The organism is Jeotgalicoccus psychrophilus DSM 19085, assembly GCF_000425845.1.
Classification (GTDB): domain Bacteria; phylum Bacillota; class Bacilli; order Staphylococcales; family Salinicoccaceae; genus Jeotgalicoccus; species Jeotgalicoccus psychrophilus.
Map to the genome: position 1 here is coordinate 486,357 of NZ_AUEF01000001.1, position 21,816 is coordinate 508,172.

General features: G+C 41.1%; 21 protein-coding genes and 1 pseudogene. 1 reads left to right on the plus strand and 21 read right to left on the minus strand.

Annotated features, from left to right (window positions below):
• Positions 1-70 precede the first annotated feature (70 nt).
• The 19 genes and pseudogenes from H625_RS0102310 to bshC form a co-directional block, all read right to left on the minus strand.
• Positions 71-976, minus strand: a complete 906-nt coding sequence (locus tag H625_RS0102310; RefSeq protein WP_026858457.1) for an RluA family pseudouridine synthase — start codon at positions 974-976, stop codon at positions 71-73.
• Positions 973-1,455: a signal peptidase II gene (gene lspA / locus H625_RS0102315; RefSeq protein WP_026858458.1), complete on the minus strand. Its 483-nt coding sequence runs from the start codon at positions 1,453-1,455 to the stop codon at positions 973-975. Before lspA ends, H625_RS0102310 begins: the two co-directional genes overlap by 4 nt.
• Positions 1,456-4,194, minus strand: a complete 2,739-nt coding sequence (ileS, locus tag H625_RS0102320) for an isoleucine--tRNA ligase (protein WP_026858459.1) — start codon at positions 4,192-4,194, stop codon at positions 1,456-1,458.
• 252 nt (positions 4,195-4,446) lie between these two features.
• Positions 4,447-4,935 carry a DivIVA domain-containing protein gene (locus H625_RS12430; protein WP_245573082.1) on the minus strand — a complete coding sequence of 163 codons (489 nt, stop codon included), beginning with the start codon at positions 4,933-4,935 and terminating at the stop codon, positions 4,447-4,449.
• A 1-nt stretch (position 4,936) separates the two neighbouring features.
• Positions 4,937-5,722, minus strand: a complete 786-nt coding sequence (locus H625_RS0102330) for a YlmH family RNA-binding protein (protein WP_026858460.1) — start codon at positions 5,720-5,722, stop codon at positions 4,937-4,939.
• Positions 5,723-5,774: 52 nt separating this feature from the next.
• A complete protein-coding gene (locus tag H625_RS0102335) occupies positions 5,775-6,080 on the minus strand; it encodes a YggT family protein (RefSeq protein WP_026858461.1) in 306 nt (101 codons plus the stop codon).
• 11 nt (positions 6,081-6,091) lie between these two features.
• A complete protein-coding gene (locus H625_RS13950) occupies positions 6,092-6,664 on the minus strand; it encodes a cell division protein SepF (protein WP_026858462.1) in 573 nt (190 codons plus the stop codon).
• Positions 6,665-6,673: 9 nt separating this feature from the next.
• The gene (locus tag H625_RS0102345; RefSeq protein WP_156897171.1) at positions 6,674-7,303 is read right to left on the minus strand and encodes a YggS family pyridoxal phosphate-dependent enzyme; all 630 of its coding nucleotides are present in this window, start codon (positions 7,301-7,303) and stop codon (positions 6,674-6,676) included.
• A complete protein-coding gene (locus H625_RS0102350; RefSeq protein ID WP_026858464.1) occupies positions 7,296-8,078 on the minus strand; it encodes a purine nucleoside phosphorylase YfiH/LACC1 family protein in 783 nt (260 codons plus the stop codon). The genes H625_RS0102345 and H625_RS0102350 overlap by 8 nt, the downstream gene beginning before the upstream one ends.
• A 307-nt stretch (positions 8,079-8,385) precedes the next feature.
• Positions 8,386-9,333 (minus strand): annotated as a pseudogene (gene ftsZ, locus H625_RS0102355) (cell division protein FtsZ); the annotation flags it as partial.
• Between the two features lie 24 nt (positions 9,334-9,357).
• Complete coding sequence (gene ftsA / locus H625_RS0102360) at positions 9,358-10,857, minus strand: cell division protein FtsA (RefSeq protein ID WP_026858466.1); 1,500 nt, start codon at positions 10,855-10,857, stop codon at positions 9,358-9,360.
• Between the two features lie 104 nt (positions 10,858-10,961).
• Positions 10,962-12,143, minus strand: coding sequence for a cell division protein FtsQ/DivIB (locus H625_RS0102365; protein ID WP_026858467.1), 1,182 nt, complete (start codon positions 12,141-12,143; stop codon positions 10,962-10,964).
• 20 nt (positions 12,144-12,163) lie between these two features.
• Complete coding sequence (murD, locus tag H625_RS0102370; protein ID WP_026858468.1) at positions 12,164-13,501, minus strand: UDP-N-acetylmuramoyl-L-alanine--D-glutamate ligase; 1,338 nt, start codon at positions 13,499-13,501, stop codon at positions 12,164-12,166.
• 1 nt (position 13,502) lies between these two features.
• Positions 13,503-14,465 carry a phospho-N-acetylmuramoyl-pentapeptide-transferase gene (mraY, locus tag H625_RS0102375; RefSeq protein ID WP_026858469.1) on the minus strand — a complete coding sequence of 321 codons (963 nt, stop codon included), beginning with the start codon at positions 14,463-14,465 and terminating at the stop codon, positions 13,503-13,505.
• Positions 14,466-14,473: 8 nt separating this feature from the next.
• A complete protein-coding gene (locus H625_RS0102380; RefSeq protein WP_026858470.1) occupies positions 14,474-16,621 on the minus strand; it encodes a penicillin-binding transpeptidase domain-containing protein in 2,148 nt (715 codons plus the stop codon).
• Positions 16,608-16,985 carry a cell division protein FtsL gene (ftsL, locus tag H625_RS0102385; protein ID WP_026858471.1) on the minus strand — a complete coding sequence of 126 codons (378 nt, stop codon included), beginning with the start codon at positions 16,983-16,985 and terminating at the stop codon, positions 16,608-16,610. Before ftsL ends, H625_RS0102380 begins: the two co-directional genes overlap by 14 nt.
• An 11-nt stretch (positions 16,986-16,996) precedes the next feature.
• Positions 16,997-17,926 carry a 16S rRNA (cytosine(1402)-N(4))-methyltransferase RsmH gene (gene rsmH / locus H625_RS0102390; protein WP_026858472.1) on the minus strand — a complete coding sequence of 310 codons (930 nt, stop codon included), beginning with the start codon at positions 17,924-17,926 and terminating at the stop codon, positions 16,997-16,999.
• A gap of 11 nt (positions 17,927-17,937) precedes the next feature.
• A complete protein-coding gene (mraZ, locus tag H625_RS0102395; RefSeq protein WP_026858473.1) occupies positions 17,938-18,369 on the minus strand; it encodes a division/cell wall cluster transcriptional repressor MraZ in 432 nt (143 codons plus the stop codon).
• Positions 18,370-18,507: 138 nt separating this feature from the next.
• The gene (gene bshC / locus H625_RS0102400; RefSeq protein WP_026858474.1) at positions 18,508-20,079 is read right to left on the minus strand and encodes a bacillithiol biosynthesis cysteine-adding enzyme BshC; all 1,572 of its coding nucleotides are present in this window, start codon (positions 20,077-20,079) and stop codon (positions 18,508-18,510) included.
• A gap of 111 nt (positions 20,080-20,190) precedes the next feature.
• Between bshC and H625_RS0102405 the strand changes: the two genes are divergently transcribed.
• On the plus strand, positions 20,191-20,643 hold the full coding sequence (locus tag H625_RS0102405; protein ID WP_026858475.1) for an N-acetyltransferase: 453 nt from the start codon (positions 20,191-20,193) through the stop codon (positions 20,641-20,643).
• Between the two features lie 464 nt (positions 20,644-21,107).
• Here H625_RS0102405 and rpmF read toward each other — a convergent pair whose 3' ends face one another.
• Positions 21,108-21,287: a 50S ribosomal protein L32 gene (gene rpmF, locus H625_RS0102410; RefSeq protein ID WP_026858476.1), complete on the minus strand. Its 180-nt coding sequence runs from the start codon at positions 21,285-21,287 to the stop codon at positions 21,108-21,110.
• Positions 21,288-21,289: 2 nt separating this feature from the next.
• Positions 21,290-21,808 (minus strand): YceD family protein, encoded by a 519-nt coding sequence (locus H625_RS0102415; RefSeq protein WP_026858477.1) that lies wholly within the window; start codon positions 21,806-21,808, stop codon positions 21,290-21,292.
• Between the last annotated feature and the right edge of the window lie 8 nt (positions 21,809-21,816).

The following is a 21,816-nucleotide window of genomic DNA, read 5'->3' on the forward strand; positions in this document are numbered from 1 at the left end:
ATTTAAAGACTTCGTATTCAATTGATTGAAATTATCATACCAATAGCGTTCATTTAAGTCAAGCTGTAATTTATTTTTCAGCCAGACGCATTTCATCGAGTACGTCTGTGAAATATGCAGGAAGTTCTTTTTTAAACTCCATATACTTCTCAGTTTTCGGATGAGTGAAACCTAAAACACCCGCATGCAGCAGCTGTCCGCCGACTTCAAGCGTTTTTCTCGGTCCGTATTTTGGATCACCGGCAAGCGGATAGCCGATATATTTCATATGCACTCTGATCTGGTGCGTACGTCCCGTTTCAAGAACACATTCAACAAGTGTAAAGTTTTCGAAACGTTCAATGACGTTAAAGTGAGTGACCGCATCTTTGCCGTCATCGACAACTGCCATATCCTGGCGTTCTTTCGGGTTACGGCCAATCGGCGCTTCTATCGTCCCGAGATTGTGCGGAATTACGCCGTGTACAAGAGCAGTATATTTTCTCGTTACTGACTTTTCAACGAGCTGTTCTACTAAATGACGATGTGCTACATCGTGTTTAGCGACCATCAGAAGTCCTGATGTGTCTTTATCGATACGGTGAACGATACCCGGACGCAATTCACCGTTAATGCCTGACAGGTTGTCGAGCTGCCCCATCAGTCCATTAACCAGTGTGCCCGACGCATGTCCTGCCGCCGGGTGAACGACCATGCCGCGGTCTTTGTTAACGACTGCAACATCATCGTCTTCATAGACGATATCAAGATTTAAATCCTCAGGAACAATATCCGCTTCAACGTTTTCACGTTCAAGCAGTTCAATATTGTCGTCCTCTTTTACTTTATAATTTGGTTTTACCGTTTGGCCGTTTACTGTAATGTGACCCGATTTTACGCGATTTTGTATGTCTGTACGGGATGTATCTGGAACGATACTTGCGAGTACTGTATCCAGTCTTTCGCCTGCATTTTCTTCAGTTATAATTAAATTCATTTTTCTTCTTTACCTCTTCCCGTTATAAATACTTCGATTAACAATATAATCACGCCGATTGTAAGGGCACTGTCTGCCACGTTAAAAATAGGGAAATCATACGTAAAAATCAGCACATCGGCGAAATCCACAACTTCCTGGAATAACAGGCGGTCGATAAAGTTACCAAGCGCACCTGCCATCAGCAGTATAATACCGACTTGCATTAATAGATTTTTTTTTGCTTCAGTCTTATAAAAATATATTAAAAATATAAGCACAGCGACTGTGATGATGTAGAAAAATGTCATTCGTCCTTCAAACATTCCCCATGCAGCACCGCTGTTGCGGTGGGAAGTGATTTTAAAAAACTCCCCTAAGACTGGAATCGATTCCCCGAGTTCCATTCTTGTCGCTACTAAATACTTTGTCAGCTGATCTATTGCCAGTACGATTATTCCGAGGATTACCATCGGATATATTCTGTATTGTTTCATCACTTACTCTGCATCCACAACTTCTCGGCAGCGTGGACAAATATCATCTTCACCGTTAACTAATGCGCCAGCAGTTGAATAGTTCCAGCAGCGGTTACAGCGTTCGCCGTCAGCATGTTCAACTTTAACAGTAACAACGTCGTAAGCTGTACCGTCAGCGACTGTTTCAGCCACTTCAACCTGCGACACGATAAAGAACTGCTCAAGATTACCGCGGATATCATCCAGATTAAAGTCCGCCGGCTGTGTCAGTGTTACTTTTGCATCGAGTGATTTACCAATCACTTTTTCATTGCGTGCTTCTTCAAGCGCTTTATAAACGTCATCGCGGACAGTCATGAATTTCTGCCACTTCCCTACAAGTTCAGCATCCGTTTCTTCACGTTCTGGGTAAAGCTCAAGGTGAACACTTTCCTTGTCAGTGTGCGGTGTGTGCTCGTAAATTTCTTCAGCAGTGTGTACTAACACAGGGGCAAGAATAAGATTTAGTTCTTTAAGGATTTTGTACAGTACTGTCTGCAGACTGCGTCTGATTGGTGCATTTTCTGATTCGATATAAAGAATATCCTTGCCGTAATCGAGATAGAAGTTCGACAGATCGACGTTGATAAAGTTTTGTACAGTCTGGTACATCGTTACATAGTCATAACGCTCGTATGCATCAAGCATAAATGTTTTCAGTTCGTTAAAACGGTTGTACATATATTTATCAACTTCATATAAATCTTCGTATGCCACGTTATTTTCTGCCGGGTTAAAGTCGTTGACGTTACCGAGCAGGAATCTGAATGTGTTACGAATTTTGCGGTACACTTCCGACACTTGTTTTAAAATGTCGTCAGATACACGAACATCCTCCTGGAAGTCTGATGACATTACCCACAGACGGATAATATCAGCACCCATCTGCTGCATTACTTTTGTCGGCAGAATGACGTTGCCTAGAGATTTAGACATTTTCTTACCTTTTCCGTCCATTACGAAACCGTGTGATAACAGTTCTTTATACGGCGAGTGACCTCTGGTTGCAACACTTGTAATTAGTGATGAGTTAAACCATCCGCGGTACTGATCCGAGCCTTCAAAGTAAAGGTCGGCAGGATACGTTAAGTTCTCTCTGTAATCCAGCACACCGCGGTGTGTTGAACCTGAGTCAAACCAAACATCCATAATATCGGTTTCTTTCGTAAACTCTCCGTTAGGTGCACTTTCATGCGTGAAACCTTCCGGTAATAAGTCATTAGCATCCCACTCAAACCAAATGTTTGAACCGTGCTCTTCAAACAGTGACGCGACATGTTCAAGCACATCAGCATCGATGATCTCCTCACCGTTTTCGCCGTAGAAGAATGGTAACGGCACACCCCATACACGCTGGCGTGAAATGACCCAGTCTCCGCGATTTTTGATCATATTGTACATGCGTTTACGGTTCCATTCAACCTGGAACTTCGTATCCATTAACGCATTTAAAATATCTTCACGAACGCCTTCAATCGATGCAAACCATTGCGGTGTTGCACGGAAGATTACAGGTTTCTTCGTACGCCAGTCATGCGGATACGAGTGAGTGTAAAATGACAGTTTTAATAATGCGCCGGCTTCTTTCAAATCATCTGAAATCACTTTGTTCGCATCATCGTAAAACAGTCCTTCATATTTCCCAGCCTCTTCAGTGAAAACACCTTTGTCATCAACAGGGCTTAACACGTCAAGACCATACTGCTGACCAACTTTAAAGTCATCGTCACCATGACCTGGAGCAGTATGAACAACGCCGGTACCGGCTTCAATCGTTACGTGGTCACCTAAAATCACTAAGCTTTCACGGTCGAATAACGGATGCTCTGCTGTAATATATTCAAGCTCCGAACCTTTAAATTCTTTCGTGCGTGTAATTTTTTCTTTGTCGAACTCAACTTCACCGGCAAATTGATCAAGCAAATCTTCTGCTACGATAAACTCTTCACCTTCATAGTTAAACTGGACGTAGTTTAAGTTTTTGTGCACAGCAAGTGCAAGGTTTGATGGAATTGTCCACGGCGTTGTTGTCCAGATGACAAATTTAACGCCTTTGTCTACAACCTCTTTACCGTCTTTTACTTTAAATGATACGTAAATTGATGGTGATACTTTATCCTGGTATTCGAGTTCAGCTTCAGCGAGTGAAGATTCACTTGTCGGAGACCAGTAAATTGGTTTTTTACCTTTGTAAATTAAATCTTTTGCTACCATATCTTTTAAGACACGGACTTGTGATGCTTCAAATTCAGGTTTATAAGTCAGGTAAGGATTATCCCATTCACCATCGATACCCATGCGTTTAAAACCATCGCGCTGGATATCGATTTGCGAGTTCGCAAATTCAATACATTTGTTTCTGAATTCTTCAATAGACATCGATTTACGGTCGACACCTTTATTTGTCAATGCCTGTTCAATCGGCAGACCATGTGTATCCCAGCCGGGTACATATGGTGCGTAGAAGCCCTGCATCTGTTTGTTGCGGATAATCATATCTTTAATGATTTTGTTCAAAGCGTGGCCCATGTGCAGGTTACCGTTGGCATACGGCGGTCCGTCGTGCAGAACGAACGGTGTATTACCTTCGTTTAATTTTAATTTCTTATTGTAAAGATCGATGTCTTCCCAGTGCTGCTGCATTTTTGGTTCTTTGTTAACTAAACCGCCGCGCATTTTAAATGCTGTTTTCGGCATTAATAAAGTGTCTTTATAGTCCATAATGATTCTCCTTTTTTATAATAAAAAGACTCTAAGCATGTTAAGGGGCGAATGACCGCGGTACCACCCTTCTTGACTGCTTAGAGTCCACTTTGTTTACTTATATTTTTATAAATCATTAGTGATTTCAAAGCGTTCATCTTTGCCGGAGCTCTCACCATCCTCCGATCGCTGCATTCCAATGAAAGTTTGCGTGTCTAATAATACATATTAATTATGCTAAATATCTTACAATTCGTCAATGTAAATTTGCTATTTTTCGGATTCGGTGCCGTCAAATTCAAGTAATCTTTCCCAGTCTTCAGTTTCCAGCAGGTCGAGCTGAGCCTGAACCAGCATTTTATAACGCGCTCTGAAGATTTTCGCCTGGCGTTTTAAATCCTCGTTATGCTGCATCATGTGATTTTCTTTCTGTCTGGCACGGCTGACGATTTGTTCGCCTTCTGTTTCAGCTTTTTGAATAATACTGTCTCCGTAATTCTGTGCGCGCTGTTTAATATCGTCGCCAGCTTTGGCTGCACTTAAAATAGCTTCCTGAATAGATGATTCTACACTTTTGAAGCTGTTCAGATTTTCCTCACGTTCGTTCAGCATTTCTTCAAGCTGTGAAATTCTTGCGTCTTTCTTCTCAAGTTCGTCAGCAACTTCTGTTAAATGCTGTCTTACGGCCTGTTCATCAAGACCTCGGTAGACTGTTGAAAACTTTTTATTAGTTATTTCTTCTCTTCTCAATCCGTTCACCTCAATTATCAGTTACTATCATTACTTCAAGTCTGTATTTTCCTTTTTTCGTTTCTGCAATTTGTTCCGTTACGATAAAACGGCCAAATCCGCGTACCGAGATTATATCTCCAGTTTCTATTATAAACGAAGGCTCATCGACTATCGAATGATTCACTTTAACTTTTTCTTTTTCAACGCGTTCCTTCGACTTTGCTCTTCCCTCTTTTAAGACGAGTGAAACGATTGAGTCGAGACGGTAAGATGAACTGAGTATAGCAGCGGGCTTCATAGTCACGTTCGCGTCGATAAATTCCTGGTGAGGTATTTCCGTTAATTTCAGCGGTGCATTTTTAATTTTTGTCAGCTCTGTTTTAAACAGTTCTTTAAAAGGCTCAGTTACAGCGAATTGAATTTTATCACCGTTCACTATATCTCCAATAATCGACCGGTCGACACCGATACTCATAATTGCACCGAGAAGATTACGGTGTGACAAGGTTACAAATTTATCGGGATAGGACACTTCAAACACAGTAACCAGAAAATCATCCTGTGAAAACTCGAAGTATTCCGGCAGCAGCATTGCCCGGAGACGCTCACGTTCCTCGTTCTTGCCCCCGCCGTAATAATGTACCGTAATGTCCGGATAATTCCCGCTTAAACTTTCAATCATCTTCTGCTCCCGCGGATTTAAGAAATCCGTCAGCACGGCATAAAAATTATTTGATGCCTGCTCAAATTTACTATTCAATAAAGTCAGCATTTCCCGTTCTTCGGGCCTGAAATGCTGGTAAATATCTTTCATAAAATCACACCTTAATAAAGAATGGAGATATTGGCTGAACCAATATCTCCGTTTATGAAGCCCACATAATAAGGACTCTAAATATTTCATTCAAACCAAACTGGAACAGGTTGAAGATGATAATTAAAATTATCGGTGATAAATCCAGAACTCCGCCTAATGGCGGTATCATGCGTCTGAACGGTTCTAAGAGCGGTTCGTAAACCTTGCCTAGAAAATCGCCGAAAGCCGATTCGCGCAAGGCCGGCAGCCAAGAAGACAGAATGTAAATAATTAAGCCCCATGTAAATATCGGCCATGCAAAGTTAAAAAACTGATAGATGTAAATTAAAACTGTTACTATTAATGAATTATCCAAAATAACGCTCCTTACATTTCATCGAAAAACTCTTCTTTGTCAGAGATTTCACCCTCAACACCAAAGCTGTTTGGTGTACAAAGAAAAATATCCGCACCTACTTTTTGAATATCGCCTTCTAAAGCATAAACTGTTCCGCTTAAAAAGTCCACGATGCGCTTTTTTGGAACCGAATCAATTTTCGTCAGATTAACCAGTGCCGCACGGTTGCTTTTCAGCTCATCGGCAATATCCTGCGTTTCCGCAAACACTCTTGGTTCAAATAAACATACTTTTGTATTCTGATCATTTACAGGCATTGTCCGATTCTCCCTGCTGGATTGATTATTATTTCTCTGTTCATGCTGTACTTTTTGCGCTTTTGGTGCTGCCGGTTTCGAAACCCCTTGTTTTGAACCCGTCACTTTTTTCTGGTTTTGTGCTGTCTTTTTAGGTACCGCCTCTTTTTGACGGCTATTCGGTTGTTTATTCGTATTCAGATTTGTCACTTTCGCCGGTGTTTTAGTCTGCTCTGTCTTAATATTATTAACAGGGACTTCCTCTTCGACGACAAATAAATTTTTTATAAACTTAGTAATAGCCATATTTCTCACCTAACTCCCCATAATTTTACTGCCAATACGTATGTATGTTGCACCGTTTTTCACTGCACTCGGGTAATCATTGCTCATCCCCATGCTGAGTTCAGTTACATCAGGATAATTTTTTTCAACTTTTTCCTGCAGATTTTTTAGTCCGGTAAAAGTGTTCTCAATAACTGAACTATCTTCTGTATGAGGTGCCATAGTCATTAAACCGATGACTTTAACATATTTGTAATCTTTTAGTTTCAAAAGGAAATCTTCTACTTCCTCCGGCTGAAGACCATGCTTAGAATCTTCATCAGAAACATTTACCTGTATAAAACAGTTTACAACATGTTGCCCCGTCTGTTCAATTTTTTTCGCTACACTTTCACGCTCAAGTGAATGAAGGTAATGGAGGTCGTCAATAACTTCTTTTACTTTTCTCGACTGCATCGTACCGATAAAGTGCACTTCTGCATCTTCAGGCAGTGCTTTACGTTTTTCAATAAATCCTTCAATGCGGTTTTCTCCGAAATGTCTGACCCCTGCTTCATACGCCTCGAGTGTTTCTTCGACTGTATGATACTTAGTTACGGCAATAATGTTAACATCATCGCCGACTTCGTTTTTTATCTGTTCGTAGTTTTCTTTAATCATTATTATGCCTCCCTATAAAAGCCAGTGCCCGTCCGGTGTTACCCTGCTCCAAACGAAACGAGAAGAACTCATCTGCCTCTGTACCAATACTGGTTACACTAATGTGCTGCAACTTAATTCCCGCCTGGATTGCCTGGTGTTTATTAACATCTTTTAAATCGAGCTGCCATCCGGTGTCTGTCTGTTCATATGAACTTTCAGGAACCGGTGTGAGTGCGTCGATGACAGTATTATCCACTTCATAATACTCCTTGTTGATGCCGATACCAATAATGACTCGTAAGTCATCTTTACTGCCTTCGTAGCAGTTAATGAGCTTTTCTGTAATGTGTTCAGCTGTTCCTCTCCAGCCTGCATGCGCAAGGCCGGTAAAATTATCGACTGCACTGTAAACGTATACAGGAATACAGTCAGCATAATTCATTGTTAAGAGCACACCGGTATCGTAAGTGTACAAGCCGTCTACATCATAAAGCTGATCACTGAGTGTTTTAATATTCGTGCCGCCATCCGCTGCAGTCACTTCTTTAATATTACCGCCGTGTTTTTGTATCGGCAGTACCCATGACTCCGGAGGAAAATTAATTTCCTCTGCCAGCATTTCCTGATGAGCGTGAACATTTTTAATATCATCACCAATATAGAGTGCCATATTAAAATTCTGATTTGGATAAGGGCTGTATCCGCCTTGCTTTAAAGTGTAGCCAAACGTCAGCGATTCTGAAGTGCTGCCCGAGTAATGATTATGTAATTCAAATGAGTTATTATTATTCAAATTATCTCCCACCTATAAAATAAAGGAGATATTGGGTCGCCAATATCTCCGTTATATATACAATGCACAAAATTTATCTTCTGCGTCTTTCTCTTCTCGAGCTGTTCCCTTTAAGGAAAGTCGGGACATCCGGCTCTTCCTGAGGTCTGCTGTCGAATTTATCCGGCTCACGTGTGAATCCGTCATCTTCAGCAATGTCTCTTGAATTGTATGCCGGAGGCTGGTTAAAGTTGCTGCCTCCGCCGCGTGACTGGTTTTGTTCAGGCTGCTCAGCAGGTCTGTCTGAAGAACGCTGAAGCGTTTTTTCATTAAAGCCTGTAGCGATTACAGTAATCACAATTTCGTCTTCAAGTTCAGGGTTAATAACAGTACCGAAGATCATATTAACATCTTCATCCGCTGCATCCTGAACGATATCCGCTGCTTCCTGCGCTTCGAACAGTGACAGTGATTCTCCGCCTGTGATGTTCATTAGAACACCCTGCGCGCCAACGATTGACGTTTCTAAGAGAGGACTTGAAATTGCTTTTTTAGCTGCTTCAACTGCACGGTTTTCGCCAGCTGAAATACCGATACCCATTAATGCAGAACCCTGGTTTTGCATAATAGTTTTAACGTCCGCAAAGTCAAGGTTAACTTCACCGCTTACAGCGATAAGGTCAGAAATACCTTGAACACCTTGACGTAATACGTTGTCAGCTTCTTTAAATGCTTCCATCATCGGTGTAGATTTATCTACGATATCTAATAAGCGATCATTTGGGATAATAATCAGAGTATCAACTGCTGCTTTCATCTGCTCAACACCTGCAGCAGCCTGAGTTTGTCTCTTTCTTCCTTCAAAACCGAATGGGCGTGTAACAACACCTACAGTAAGTGCACCCATTTCTTTAGCAATTTTAGCAACGACAGGTGCTGCACCAGTACCTGTACCGCCGCCCATACCAGCTGTGACGAATACCATATCCGCACCCTGGATTGCATCTTCGATTTGTTCGCGTGATTCTTCTGCAGCTTTTTTACCGATATCCGGATTAGCTCCGGCACCTAATCCGCGTGTTAATTTTTCGCCGATTTGGATTCTTGACTCAGCTTTAGATAAGTTTAAAGCCTGTCCGTCAGTGTTGATTGCGATAAATTCAACATTAGACATTCCATCCTCGATCATACGGTTAACAGCATTATTACCGCCGCCGCCAACACCGATAACTTTTAACGTCGCCATGTGATTGAAACCTTGTTCAAATTCTAACATTAATCTTTCCTCCCAAATGTACTTCTACTCAAATAGATTTTTAAATATTTTTTTAACTTTACTGCCTAAATCGCCCTGCTCTTTCGGTTCTTTATCTATCCGTTCAGAGTTAGTCTCGGCGTCATCATAAGTGTAATCCTCGTATTCGTCATCGGCAGCTTCATTATCAGCCTGTGATTCCTCAATACTGTCTTCATCAGGATAATTATAATCATCTTCGTATGAACCTTCATCATGATTTTCATCCCGATTGACCTGAAGCTCATTCTCTTCTTTACGTTTTGCAAACAATCCTGTAAAGAAGTTTGCAGGCTGTGCTTCCTGTTCATCATTCACTGTATTTTGTGAATCTGTTTCTGGATAGTCATCATAATTATCAATTGTAACATATTCCAGTAACTCATCAAACATTATTCCGCTTGATAAAACTGAGATTGCGCTTGAGAATTCGGGTTTTCTCGCACCCATTTGATTTGGTATATGAACTCTTACTTTTTCAGCAACTAAATCCTGCATCAATTCTTTGATGCCGCGAATATTTGCAGTACCGCCTGTCAGAACGAAACCGCCCTGTACATTGTTAATGCCGTTCTTAGCGAGGTCTTCAAATACACTCATGAACATATCCTCGACAACGAGCTCGATGACATCAGCTAAGTCTTTTGAAGTCACTTCTGCCGGTTCACCCGAGTCATTTTGCTGAAGCATCATTTTTTCATCGTCGCTAGCAAGATCAAAAAATGCATGTCCGTACTGTTCTTTTGCCTGATCCGCTTCATCGTATGTAGTATTAAACTCATCGACTAAATCCAGCGTTATATCACGGCCGGCAAGACCTATGCTGTTAGCATATTTTAAAGATCCTCGTTCATAATAAGCAAACTGAGTTAAGTCAAGACCCATATCAATAACGACAGCACCGAGTTCAATCTCAGCATCTGTCAGTATGTGCTGATAGTTTACCGCATCTGAATAGACATCCAAAATAGTTAAACCTGCTGCTTCAACACATTTAACGATATTTATAAGCAGTGTGCGATTTGCAGAGACTACTCCCGCTTTAACTGCCAGACTTTCTTCTGCGATCATTTCTTTCGGATCATTTACTTCATGCAGACCGTCGACTAAGAAAGATACCGGGTAAACGCTGACTACTTCGTTCTGGCCTGCCATATCTTCTATTCTTACATTTTCGAGCAGTTCTTCGATATGTTCGCCGTTAATTTCTGTCGCTTTCCCGCCGAAACGTATTGCGTCCTCTGTGAACTGAATGTGAGTATCCGCGATTGGAATTTTCACAAACACTTCTTCAATATCTACACCTGAAGCGATTTTCGCTTTTTTAATTGTATCTGTAATTGCATTTTTAGCCTGATCAAAATCGTTGATCATCCCTTTAGAAACCCCATCAGTGAAGGTCTGGCCGGTACCAATAACATTCACACCATTGTGAAATTTTTCCCCGACCACTACTTTGACACTAGACGAGCCGATATCAAGGGCAACATAATAATGTTCCTTCACCTTATTGCCTCCTACACAGCCATTTTCATAATACTATTTCTAGTTTACATTATACTCTGATTAATGTGAACTATTTCAAAAGATTTGTTTTACTTTATGTGTTTTTATTCTTCAGCAGCACTGTCTATTTCACCAAGTGCTGATCTTACACCGTCGAGTGCTTCATTTATATCTTCGATATAACCCGCCTGTGACGGTTCATTATAAATATTATCTTTAATTTCACGTGCATCGGCGCTGTCGTACGGCAGATAACTTGTGCCGACTTCCATATCTATTATACCGCCGGTCTCCTCACCGATTTCCTGACGGATACCGATATAGTAATTCATTTTATCACTAAACGTTTCATAATCTGCAACTATTTCCTGACCGTCATTCATGAACACGTGGATACGGCGCATCGAATTATCTGTCGGCCGGAAATATATTTCTGAAATACTTTCCAGTATATCAACTTCAATTTCGTTCAGCGCTGCAACAAGCGCATCGAATTCTTCACCTTCGAAATTGTAAATAATCGGTGCATTGCGGGGAGCACTTGGATAGCCCCGTTGAATTCTGCTGTTTTCGAGCACCGGAAAATAAAGATCTTCACTATTAATATAAGCAATAGCTTTATATTCATTAACGTTAACTGTAACATTATTCGGCCAGTCACGCTCTACAGATACTTCTTTAATAACCGGCAGCAGTTCAACGTTATCCTCCGCTTTGCCGGCAGAAATACTGAACATCTTATCCCCGGTACTAAAGCCGATCCGCTCTTCAAGCTCTGCTTCTGTAACCAGGCTGTTGCCTTCAAAACTTATTTCTTTAACATCACTGGCGCTTGAAAACACATACCATAAGAGTACACCGAGCAGCAGTATTAAAAAGATTATAATTCCGATGTACATATGTACTCGTTTAAATTGAAACTCTTTTTTTGGTTTCTTCGGTTTATCTTTCCTTTTATTTGCCGCTGCTATTTTTTTACCGCCAGACTTTTTATCTTTAACAGTTTTATTTTTCTGTTTACCTTTTTTATTTTTATTTTTATTTTTATCTTTGATATTTTCAGCAGCGGTTTTTTTATCTTCAAAATCTTTATAGTGTTCAATTGTTAATGATAAATCCGCATCTTCTGATTTTTCTTTTTTTGGAAACTCTTTGGTTTTCGGCTCTTTTTCAGCTTCATCTTTACTACCGGATGGTTTAGCAGTATAGCCGACATACTCAGTATCCTGACGTTTCTTTTTTAATTTTTCTTTAATGTCATCGATATTATTATCATCGTTACTCATCGGCTATACCTCCTTATCTTTTAGCTGAGTTTTGCGAAGCCTTCCTTGAAGTGATCCCCGCGGCGCTCGTAATCTTTATACTGATCCCAGCTCGCACATGCCGGGGAAAATAATACTGTATCTCCCCGGACTGCGTAACGATGTGTCAGTTCTATCCCTGTATACGGATTATCAGTCACGTCATAAGGAATATCCAGCTTCTCCGCAAGTGCTTTAAACTTAGGGGCTGTTTGTCCAAATGAGACAATCCGCTTCACGTGTCCTGCATACTGCATTAACTCGTCGAGTGACTGCCCGCGGTCCAGTCCGCCTGCAAGCCAGATAACCGGTGTATCAAAACTCTTCAGTGCAAATGATGTTGCCAGATTGTTTGTCGCTTTGGAGTCGTTATAATAAATCACTTCACCGACTTCGCCGAGACGCTCAAGTCTGTGGGATATACCGCTGAAAGTAGTCAGTGTCTGTTTCATTGCATCCAGACTTACACCGTGCGCTGAAGCAACGAGCAGTGTTGCAAGAATATTTTCGATGTTGTGCTCACCTTTTAATACAACATCTTTAACCGGCATGATTACTTCACCATGCACGATTAAATTGCCGTCAGCTGCATATGCATCAGCTGCATTATCAGCGTCAAAATACTGGATGCGGCATTTAATATCCAGTCCTTCCAGCATAGACGCCTGTTTTTTATTGAAAATCAGCAGATCATCTGCTGTCATATTTTTAAATATTTCAAGCTTGGCGTGAACGTATTCTTCAACCGAGCCGTGATAATCCAAATGAGCTTGATAGATATTCGTAATGACCGCAATATTCGGTCTGAATTCTTTAATACCCATCAGCTGAAATGATGACAGTTCCATCAGCAATGTATCATCAGCTGCCGCTTCCATTGCAGCGTCTGTTGCAGGATAGCCGATATTACCGCATAAAATAGGACTGCTGCCGTTATTTTCAAGCATCTCACCTAAAAGATGTGTGCACGTTGTTTTACCATTTGTGCCGGTCAGCGCATAAATCGGTGCTTCGCTTAGATGATGGGCAATCTCAACTTCTGTAACAATTGGAATCTTTCTTTCTTCTGCTTCTTTTAAAAAGGGAATACTGTACGGGATACCCGGGTTTTTAACGATTAAATCTGCTTGATTTAAAAGATTAGCCGGATGGTGTCCGTCGACTATTTCAACACCCCACGCATTATATTTCTGTTCCGATTCTTCATCAGAGAATACTTCATTCGTCGTCAGTGTAACGTTTGCTCCTAAACTGACAAGCGCATTTACAGCACTTTTTCCACTTCTGCCATAACCGAGTACGATGACATTTTTATTCTCGTATCCGCTGAATAGTTTCATCTTACATCACTCCTAATATTACACCGAGCACACCTGACAGCAGGCCGACTGACCAGAAGACGATGACAATTTTCCATTCATTCCATCCTGACAGTTCAAAATGGTGATGAATCGGCGTCATTTTAAATATTCTTTTGCCGGTTGTTTTATACGATGCCACCTGCATCATTACACTTGCTGTTTCAATTACGAAAACCAGACCGATAAGTAAGAGCAGCAGACTGCTGTTCAGAAGAATCGATACCGTTGCAATAATACCGCCGAGTGCGAGTGAACCTGTATCACCCATGAACAGTTTTGCCGGATATTTATTAAATATTAAAAATCCAATCAGTGAACCAATTAAAATAAAAAGAAACAGTGCAATTTCCATCTCACCTGTTACAAGGCTGATTGCAAGGAATGAACCGAATGCAATAATCGATGTTCCTGTCGACAGTCCGTCAAGACCGTCTGTTAAGTTCACAGCGTTAGAAAATCCGACGAGCCAGAACACAATCCAGACGACAAAGAATATACCGAGCGGGATAAATAAATCAGTTCCCGGAATCTGAATGCCTGCGTCGATATCAGGAATCCAGTTAATCATTATAATAAAAATAATGACTGCAACTGCTATTTGTGCAAGAAACTTTTGTTTTGATGACAGTCCTGCATTATCTTTTTTAACGACGATAATATAGTCATCGATAAAACCGATTAATGCAAAACCGATTGTAACGATTATTAACACGAGCAGTTTATAAATATCATCAACGAAGAACAATCCGATAACGGACAGGACGATTGTCACTAAAATAAATGACAGTCCCCCCATCGTCGGTGTTCCTGTTTTAATCATATGGCTTTCGGGTCCTTCTTCCCGGATAGTCTGACCAAATTTCATGCGTTTCAATAAAGGGATTATAATTGGTATCAGTATGGCAGTCAGCACAAGTGCAGCTGCGAAAAATATATAATTCATAGTTCCTCCTAATCGTTCGGGTCATTAGACGATAAAGTGATTTCCACAGCAGTTTCTTCCGTTATTGCTGTGCCCGCATTTTGTGACTGGCTGTTTACGTAACCTTCACCTTCGACTGTAATATTTATACCTATAAAGTCAGCCAGCATCAACGCTTCCCGTTTCGAAAGCCCTTTGAAGTCCGGCAGTGTCGGTTCACCATCTGTTTTTACAAACAATGAATCGTAAGGCAGCAGCGTGTCATCCTGCGGAAAATGCTCAGTAATCTCTGTACCGTTCCCGACTATTTTCACATCAATTGTATCATTTAATTCGCCAGTTAAGGCGTCTAACTCCTGCCCTCTGTAGTCTCCGATTTCGACAACATTATGATCACCTGATACGTCCGCTTCAGATACTTCTAAATATTTCAGCGTTCGTTCCATCAGAGGATTAAAGCCGCGTGCGACACCGTTATCCCATGTTTCACTTTTGTTCTCACTGGCAAGCTTAATACCGTAATAGACAATCACTTCAGGGTTTTCTTTTGGCGCATACCCTAAAAATGAAGTGAAGAATTGATAATCTCCATCCATATATCCGCCTGTGTCCGGATCATAAATCTGAGCAGTACCGGATTTCCCCGTAACTTCATACTCATCAGATTTATACTGAGGGTTATGATCCAGCGAACCGTCAATCAGTGTATTCATTTCAGACACGGTCTTCTCTGCCGCTTCCGGAGAAATAACCTGTCTAACTGTTTCTTCCTTACCGTCATATACGACCTTCCCGGAATCATCCGTAATTTCGTCAACAACATAAGGTTTCTTCATTTCGCCTTCATTCAACAGTGCCGTCATACCCTGAATCAATTGAATCGGCGTTACTGTCGATGTCTGTCCGAAAGATGTTGTCTTCTGCTGCAGTTCATTATCCCAGGCCATCTGTCCTGTAACTTCTGTCGGGAATTCAGATCCTGTTGTCTCTCCAAAGCCGAAGTCTTTATAATACTGAAGCATTTTATCTGCGCCGACTTTATCCTGCAAAATCATCATCAGAACGTTTGAAGAATACTGCATACCTTCATTATAAGTAATATCGCCCCAGCCTTCAGTTTCCCAGTCGTAGATCGTTGAACCCATTACGTCCATCGAGCCTGAAGTATAAACAGTATCCGGGTCGTAGGCGCCTTCTTCGATAGCCGCTGCCAGTCCGAATACTTTAAATGTTGAACCCGGTTCAAATGAATATTCATAAAGCATATTCAGCCAGCTGTTCCCGAAGCCCTCACGCGTTTCAGGGTTAAATGTCGGGCGCTGACCGCTTGCCAAAATCTCACCTGTATCTGCATCAGCGACAACCGTAATTAATTCTTCCGGCTCAAAATGCTCTTCCATATCCGATAATGTATCTTCAAGATAGAGCTGAATATTCGGATCGATAGTCAGTTTAATATCATGCCCGTTGACCGGCGGTTTAACATTATCAGAGTTCGGCACAATATAACCCCAGACGTCCTGAGAATAATCCACACTGCCCGGCTCACCTTGCAGCAGGTCGTTATAAATACGCTCAAAACCGAGCTGCCCGTCGAGGCCGCCAATTTCATCATTTAATTCAGCAAAGCCGATTAAATGCGAAGCAAATTGCCCGTTCGGATAAAAACGTCTCGTTTCGGGTTCAAAAACTATACCTGTCGCTTCTGATTCTTCCAGAAACTTCTTATCATTATATGAAACATTGCGTCCAGCCTGTCCAAGTTCCATCTGGAACTGGCCCTTTTCAATGTTTTCTTCAATTTGTTTTTGTATTTCTGCTTTATCCATATCGACAACTTCAGCAAGTAATGCTGCTGTCTCTTTTGGATTGCTCACGTGATTTGGATAATTCTCATCCGTAATTATGGCAATCCGGTAAGCTTCCATATCAGCTGCCAGGATATTGCCTTCACGGTCGACAATTTCTCCGCGTTCGGGTTCATTTATCGCGCTGACGGCATACTTATCCTGCCCTCTTGCGATTAAATCTTCATCATCTATCGTCTGAAATATCATCAATTTCGTGAATTGTCCGATAATCAAAAGAAAAAGCACTCCTATACCGAAATATATCAGGAGTGCGCCAATTGTTACCTTGCTATTTTTAAGACTGAGTTTCCGTCTAATCTTCGCCATACTTTTCTACAACCTTTACATTGCTATTATTCAAATCTAAGCCCAGTTCCTGAGCTTTTTCGTATATGCGATCGTAGGAAGCAAGGTATGTGACTTCAGTATTCAGCTCACTGATCTCACCATTTTTAACTGCAATTGTCTGTTCTATAGATGACTTCTCACTTTGATAGTTGTATGCTTCCATTTTCAAAGATAGCACATATATGGAAACCGCTGCAATCAGAACCGCCAGCGTTATGTAAATAGCCATTTCCATCCGCTTTATCCCGACAAGTTTTTCTTTTTTCAGGGTTTTCGGCTGACTGTCAGGTTCTCTGTATACTTTTTTCGCAGGATTTACTTCAGTATATCTTTCTACTACCATGTCAACACTTCCTATACTTGTTTCTCAGCAATTCGAAGCTTCGCACTGCGCGCACGCGGGTTGGACTCGAGATCGTCGCCTTCGGCGATAATCGGTTTTCGATTTACCCTTTTTAATACCGGTTCATAGCCCTCAGGGATAATCGGCATATTTCTTGGCAGCTCCGGCCCTTTTTCGTATTCAACGAACATCTGCTTGCAAATTCTGTCTTCTAAAGAGTGGAATGTGATTACCGATACACGGCCATCTTTGTTCAGCAGTTCAATTGCCTGCTCCAATGAACGCTCGAATACACCCAGCTCATCGTTAACTGCAATACGGAGCGCCTGAAAAATACGTTTCGCAGGATGTCCGCCTGTTCTTCTAAACTTCTGAGGAATTTGCGATTTAATAATTTCCGCCAGTTCGGTCGTTGTTTCAATTGATTCGATTTGTCTTAAACGTTCGATTTCTCTTGCAATTTTTTTCGAAAACTTCTCTTCACCGTATCTGAAAAAAATACCGACTAAAGCTTCGTACGGATAATCATTAACAATTTCGTAAGCATCCAGCGACTGCGTCTGATCCATTCTCATGTCGAGTCGTGCTGTCTTTGAGTGACTGAAGCCCCGTTCTGTAACGTCTAGCTGCGGACTTGAAACGCCGAGATCGTAAAGTATACCATCGACACTTGTCACACCTAATTCGTTAAGTGCTGTTGTTATATTTTCAAAATTTGTATGAATTAAAGTTATGTTACTGTTGTCTTTAAATTTTTCACGGGCGTTATTTATCGCTGTCATGTCCTGATCAAATGCATAGACATGGCCTGTTTCAAGCTGTGACAATAAATATGATGTATGTCCGCCGCCGCCGAGTGTTGCATCGACATACATGCCGTCCGGTTTAATATTTAAACCATCGACTGTTTCTTTCAATAAAACTGAAGTGTGGTTGAACAATTTGTCACATCCTAAAGGTCAAAATCGATTAAATCTTCTGCTATATCTTCAAAGTTATCTTCTGATTCTGTATAAAAATCTTCCCAGGCTGCTGAATCCCAAATTTCGATTCTGCTGGATACACCGATAACGGTGCAATCTTTTAATAATCCTGCGTATTCACGCAGGTTTTGCGGGATATTGATGCGTCCCTGCTTATCGATTTCCACGTTCGTTGCACCCGAGAAAAATAATCTCGTAAATTTACGTGCATCTTTCTTAGTCAGCGGAAGCGCTTTAAGTTTTTCTTCTATGCGGCTCCATTCGTCCACTGTATAAGCAAATAAACAGCGGTCGAGCCCTCGCGTAATAACGAATTGTTCATCGAGTAATTCTCTGAATTTACTCGGCACAATTATGCGGCCTTTCGTATCCAAATTATGTTTATACTCACCCATGAACATATTCTCACCCCGCTATATATTTAATTTACCACATCTCCCCACTTTCCTCCACAAATTATAAAAAAGATTGCCAAATATTTTATTAAATTAAAAAAACGATTTCTTCAAATGAAGAAATCGCATGGTATCCGCTAATTATTAACTTTTTATGACCGTTAATTTCTCTGTATAGCTGAGTGGGGAATAATCCCAATTACTCATCGCAAACTGCCAAGGATGATAGAGTCTTTCCTGCAATGCGCCATTCGGCATCAATTTTTCGCTTAATTCGTCCAGATTGTTGAGCTCTTGTCTTAAACTGCGTTTTACATCCACTGAGTAGCGTTTTTTCAAATAATCAAGTTCATTCATATGGCGTTTTTTGTTACCGTCGATTATCCCGCTCTTAAAATATTCATCCGCGTGTTCATACAGCGGCTTAAATGCATCTTCAAGAGTCGATTTTACGCGTTCAATTTCATTTATAACCTCATCATTTGTATGAGTTTTAATAAGCCTCTTTTTTTGCTCCTCTATCTGTTCGGAGATACTGTTATCCAGCATCAGCTCATATCTTTTAAGCAGCTTGCTGATTCTGTCATCCACATGCATAAATTCCATCCGCTTCATGACGATCGGCATCTCGACATTCATTGCACCGAATACTTTATGCAGCTCTCCCCAATACGATACCTCGGCCCCGCCGCCTAAAAATACAGCAGTGTTAAACAGCATTTCCTGCATCAGCGGTCTCGTCACGACGTTATTGGAAAACTCCGCCGGCGACTCTTCAATTTGTTTCAATACTTCATCATGACTCAGGTTTTTATCACCAAGAATGTAGCCGGAGCCGTCTTTGGCTTCAGTCAGCAGCGAACGTACTGTTGTCGCATTCACAAACAGATGAACATTCGTGTCTGTTTGAATGACCGGTGCTTTATTGACCGACTTTAAAAATTCATTCTGTCCGGATTTAAATGCATCGTCAATTTCTTTATGTTTCTTAAATATTTGCTGCATCATCGGCACTTCAAGCTCACGCACCGATTCGAGATGTGAATTAAAAATTACCAGACCATCATCTTTAAATGTTTCGTGGACCAGACTGTGAAATAAGTCCGTCCACGACGTACATCGCTCAATAGATTCAGATACTTTCTTCTTTAACTCTGCTGCATAATCCGAGTCACCGATATAACCCAATACTTTATCAAGCGTTTCAGTCATCGCTTTTTTATCGTAATTATAAAAACCGACACTCATCGGCACTGTTAAATTGGGCTTGTAACTTACTTTAATCCGTCTGCGGTGATAGGTATCATAAAGATGTGTGTGATTCACCTCTTCAAAATCGTGATCCTCACCTGCAATCCAAAATACCGGTACTGCATCGTAGCCGTGATTTTCTTTCATTTCCTTAGCCACGACTAAAATTGATATAATTTTATGAATAATATACGACGGGCTCATAAATAATCCTGCCTGCTGGCCGGCAATAACAACCTTATGTCCTTTTTTCAGCAGTTCAATATTATGCTGCTGCTCTTGTGATATGCCGTACTGTGACATATCCGCTTCGATAATGCTGCCGAGCTTTGCAGTATGACCGTGTACCGGACGCTGAAGCACTTCTTTAATGCTTTTTTCATCGTACGATAAACCGCCGTAGAACTGTTTAATGTCAGTTTTATTATGTATGTTTTTAGAAAAATCAATAGTCTCAAAATGCATAAATCTTTCTCCTCAATTAATGGTTATTCAAAGTATAAAAGTTATTTAACTATAAAACAATTGAACGGCTTAGCAATTATGAATATACTGTATAAAAAGGAGCGTTGCCAAATGTCAAAAGTAAAAAATTTAGCGATTAACTACAAAACAGCAGAAGAATTTAAAAAATTCCGTGAGTACGGTTCCCAGGAACTTCACATGATTGATGAACTCGAAGCCAATGTAATCGATGCAAATATCGATTCACCTTTTTACGGTATTTACCAGGGCGATGACCTGGCAGCACGAATGTGCCTGTATCGCCAGGAAGACACAGAACATCCGATTAACTCTGACACAGCTGATTATTTAGTTATATGGAAACTTGAAGTACTGGAAAAATATCAGGGCAGAGGATTCGGCAGTGAACTGATTGAGTACGCCAAATCATTTAACATTCCGATTAAAGCCATCAGCCGCTTCCAAAACTCCCGCAACTTTTTTGAAAAACATGATTTCGACGCCCACGAATATGATATCGAACGCGATTTGGCAGACGAATCACTAATGTGGTATCCAAAATAATACTTATCTGATGTGCAGAGCCGGGCTGGTAATTTAGTCCCGGCTTTTTGCTTTAGAATCTGCCTGGAATCGTTGGATTTTGTTGTGCCGGATGTCTATGAGAGTTATTCATAGAATTTCTAAACGTTGCGGAGACCTATGAAAGTCAGTCATAGAATTCCTAAACGCTGCGGAGACCTATGAAAGTCAGTCATAGGATTCCTAAACGCTGCGGAGACCTATGAGAGTCAGTCATAGGATTTCTAAACGACACGGAGACCTATGAGAGTCAGTCATAGGATTTCTAAACGACACGGAGACCTATGAGAGTCAGTCATAGGATTCCGACCTTCCAAACCAATGAAACCCGCTCATGCCGCTGCAAAAGATTCCCGCCTAACTCCAGCCTTCAAACATAAAAACACAAAAAAACGGTCTGAAGATCTTAAAGTTAAGATTTTCAGACCGTTTTCTTATTAAGGCAATTAGTTAGCACTTGCTACGACTTCTTCGCCTTTGTAGCTTCCGCACTCTTTACATACACGGTGAGCTAATTTAGTTTCACCGCAGTTTGAGCATTCTACCATTCCTGGTAATGAAAGTCTCATGTGTGAACGACGTTTATTTTTACGTGTTTTTGATGTTCTTCTTTTAGGTACTGCCATTGTTATTCCTCCTCATCGCTTAGCTTTAAAGCTTCTAGTTTTTGTAATCTCGGATCCACAGCCGGTTTTTTACCGCTGGCTTCCGATTCATCCATTACTGTCCAACCACTTGCTCCTGATGACCCGGGTAGCTCGTCACTCTCAGTATAAACTGTCGGTAAGTTAACGATTAGCAGTTCTCTGACTACAGGTTCCAAGTCCAGTGTATGGACCAGCGGATGCAAGTTGTCATCATCTGTTTCCTCGTCTTCTTCAAGTGTTTCATCAAACACTTCGACAGATTGTATTTCGAGAGGCAGACTAACGGTATCACCGCTCCGGCTGTCGATCATCTTAACAACCGCCGATATATGCAAGTCAACATCTACTCGATGATGTCCGAAAAACATATCACCATATATATTAATATCTTCTACAGCAAGTATGTCCGCACGATCAAACAATGTGTCTAACTGAACAGTTTCATCAAAAGTGAATTTCTCACTGGCGTACTTTCTTATTTGTGAAAGCGACCATTTCATACAATTCC

Coding starts and splice junctions, on each gene's coding strand:
- H625_RS0102310 (WP_026858457.1), bottom strand. CDS start 976: ATGAATTTAATTATAACTGAAGAAAATGCAGGCGAAAGACTGGATACA.
- ileS (WP_026858459.1), bottom strand. CDS start 4,194: ATGGACTATAAAGACACTTTATTAATGCCGAAAACAGCATTTAAAATG.
- H625_RS0102330 (WP_026858460.1), bottom strand. CDS start 5,722: ATGAAAGATATTTACCAGCATTTCAGGCCCGAAGAACGGGAAATGCTG.
- H625_RS13950 (WP_026858462.1), bottom strand. CDS start 6,664: ATGGCTATTACTAAGTTTATAAAAAATTTATTTGTCGTCGAAGAGGAA.
- H625_RS0102345 (WP_156897171.1), bottom strand. CDS start 7,303: ATGATTAAAGAAAACTACGAACAGATAAAAAACGAAGTCGGCGATGAT.
- H625_RS0102365 (WP_026858467.1), bottom strand. CDS start 12,143: ATGAGTAACGATGATAATAATATCGATGACATTAAAGAAAAATTAAAA.
- murD (WP_026858468.1), bottom strand. CDS start 13,501: ATGAAACTATTCAGCGGATACGAGAATAAAAATGTCATCGTACTCGGT.
- mraY (WP_026858469.1), bottom strand. CDS start 14,465: ATGAATTATATATTTTTCGCAGCTGCACTTGTGCTGACTGCCATACTG.
- H625_RS0102380 (WP_026858470.1), bottom strand. CDS start 16,621: ATGGCGAAGATTAGACGGAAACTCAGTCTTAAAAATAGCAAGGTAACA.
- ftsL (WP_026858471.1), bottom strand. CDS start 16,985: ATGGTAGTAGAAAGATATACTGAAGTAAATCCTGCGAAAAAAGTATAC.
- mraZ (WP_026858473.1), bottom strand. CDS start 18,369: ATGTTCATGGGTGAGTATAAACATAATTTGGATACGAAAGGCCGCATA.
- bshC (WP_026858474.1), bottom strand. CDS start 20,079: ATGCATTTTGAGACTATTGATTTTTCTAAAAACATACATAATAAAACT.
- H625_RS0102405 (WP_026858475.1), top strand. CDS start 20,191: ATGTCAAAAGTAAAAAATTTAGCGATTAACTACAAAACAGCAGAAGAA.
- rpmF (WP_026858476.1), bottom strand. CDS start 21,287: ATGGCAGTACCTAAAAGAAGAACATCAAAAACACGTAAAAATAAACGT.
- H625_RS0102415 (WP_026858477.1), bottom strand. CDS start 21,808: ATGAAATGGTCGCTTTCACAAATAAGAAAGTACGCCAGTGAGAAATTC.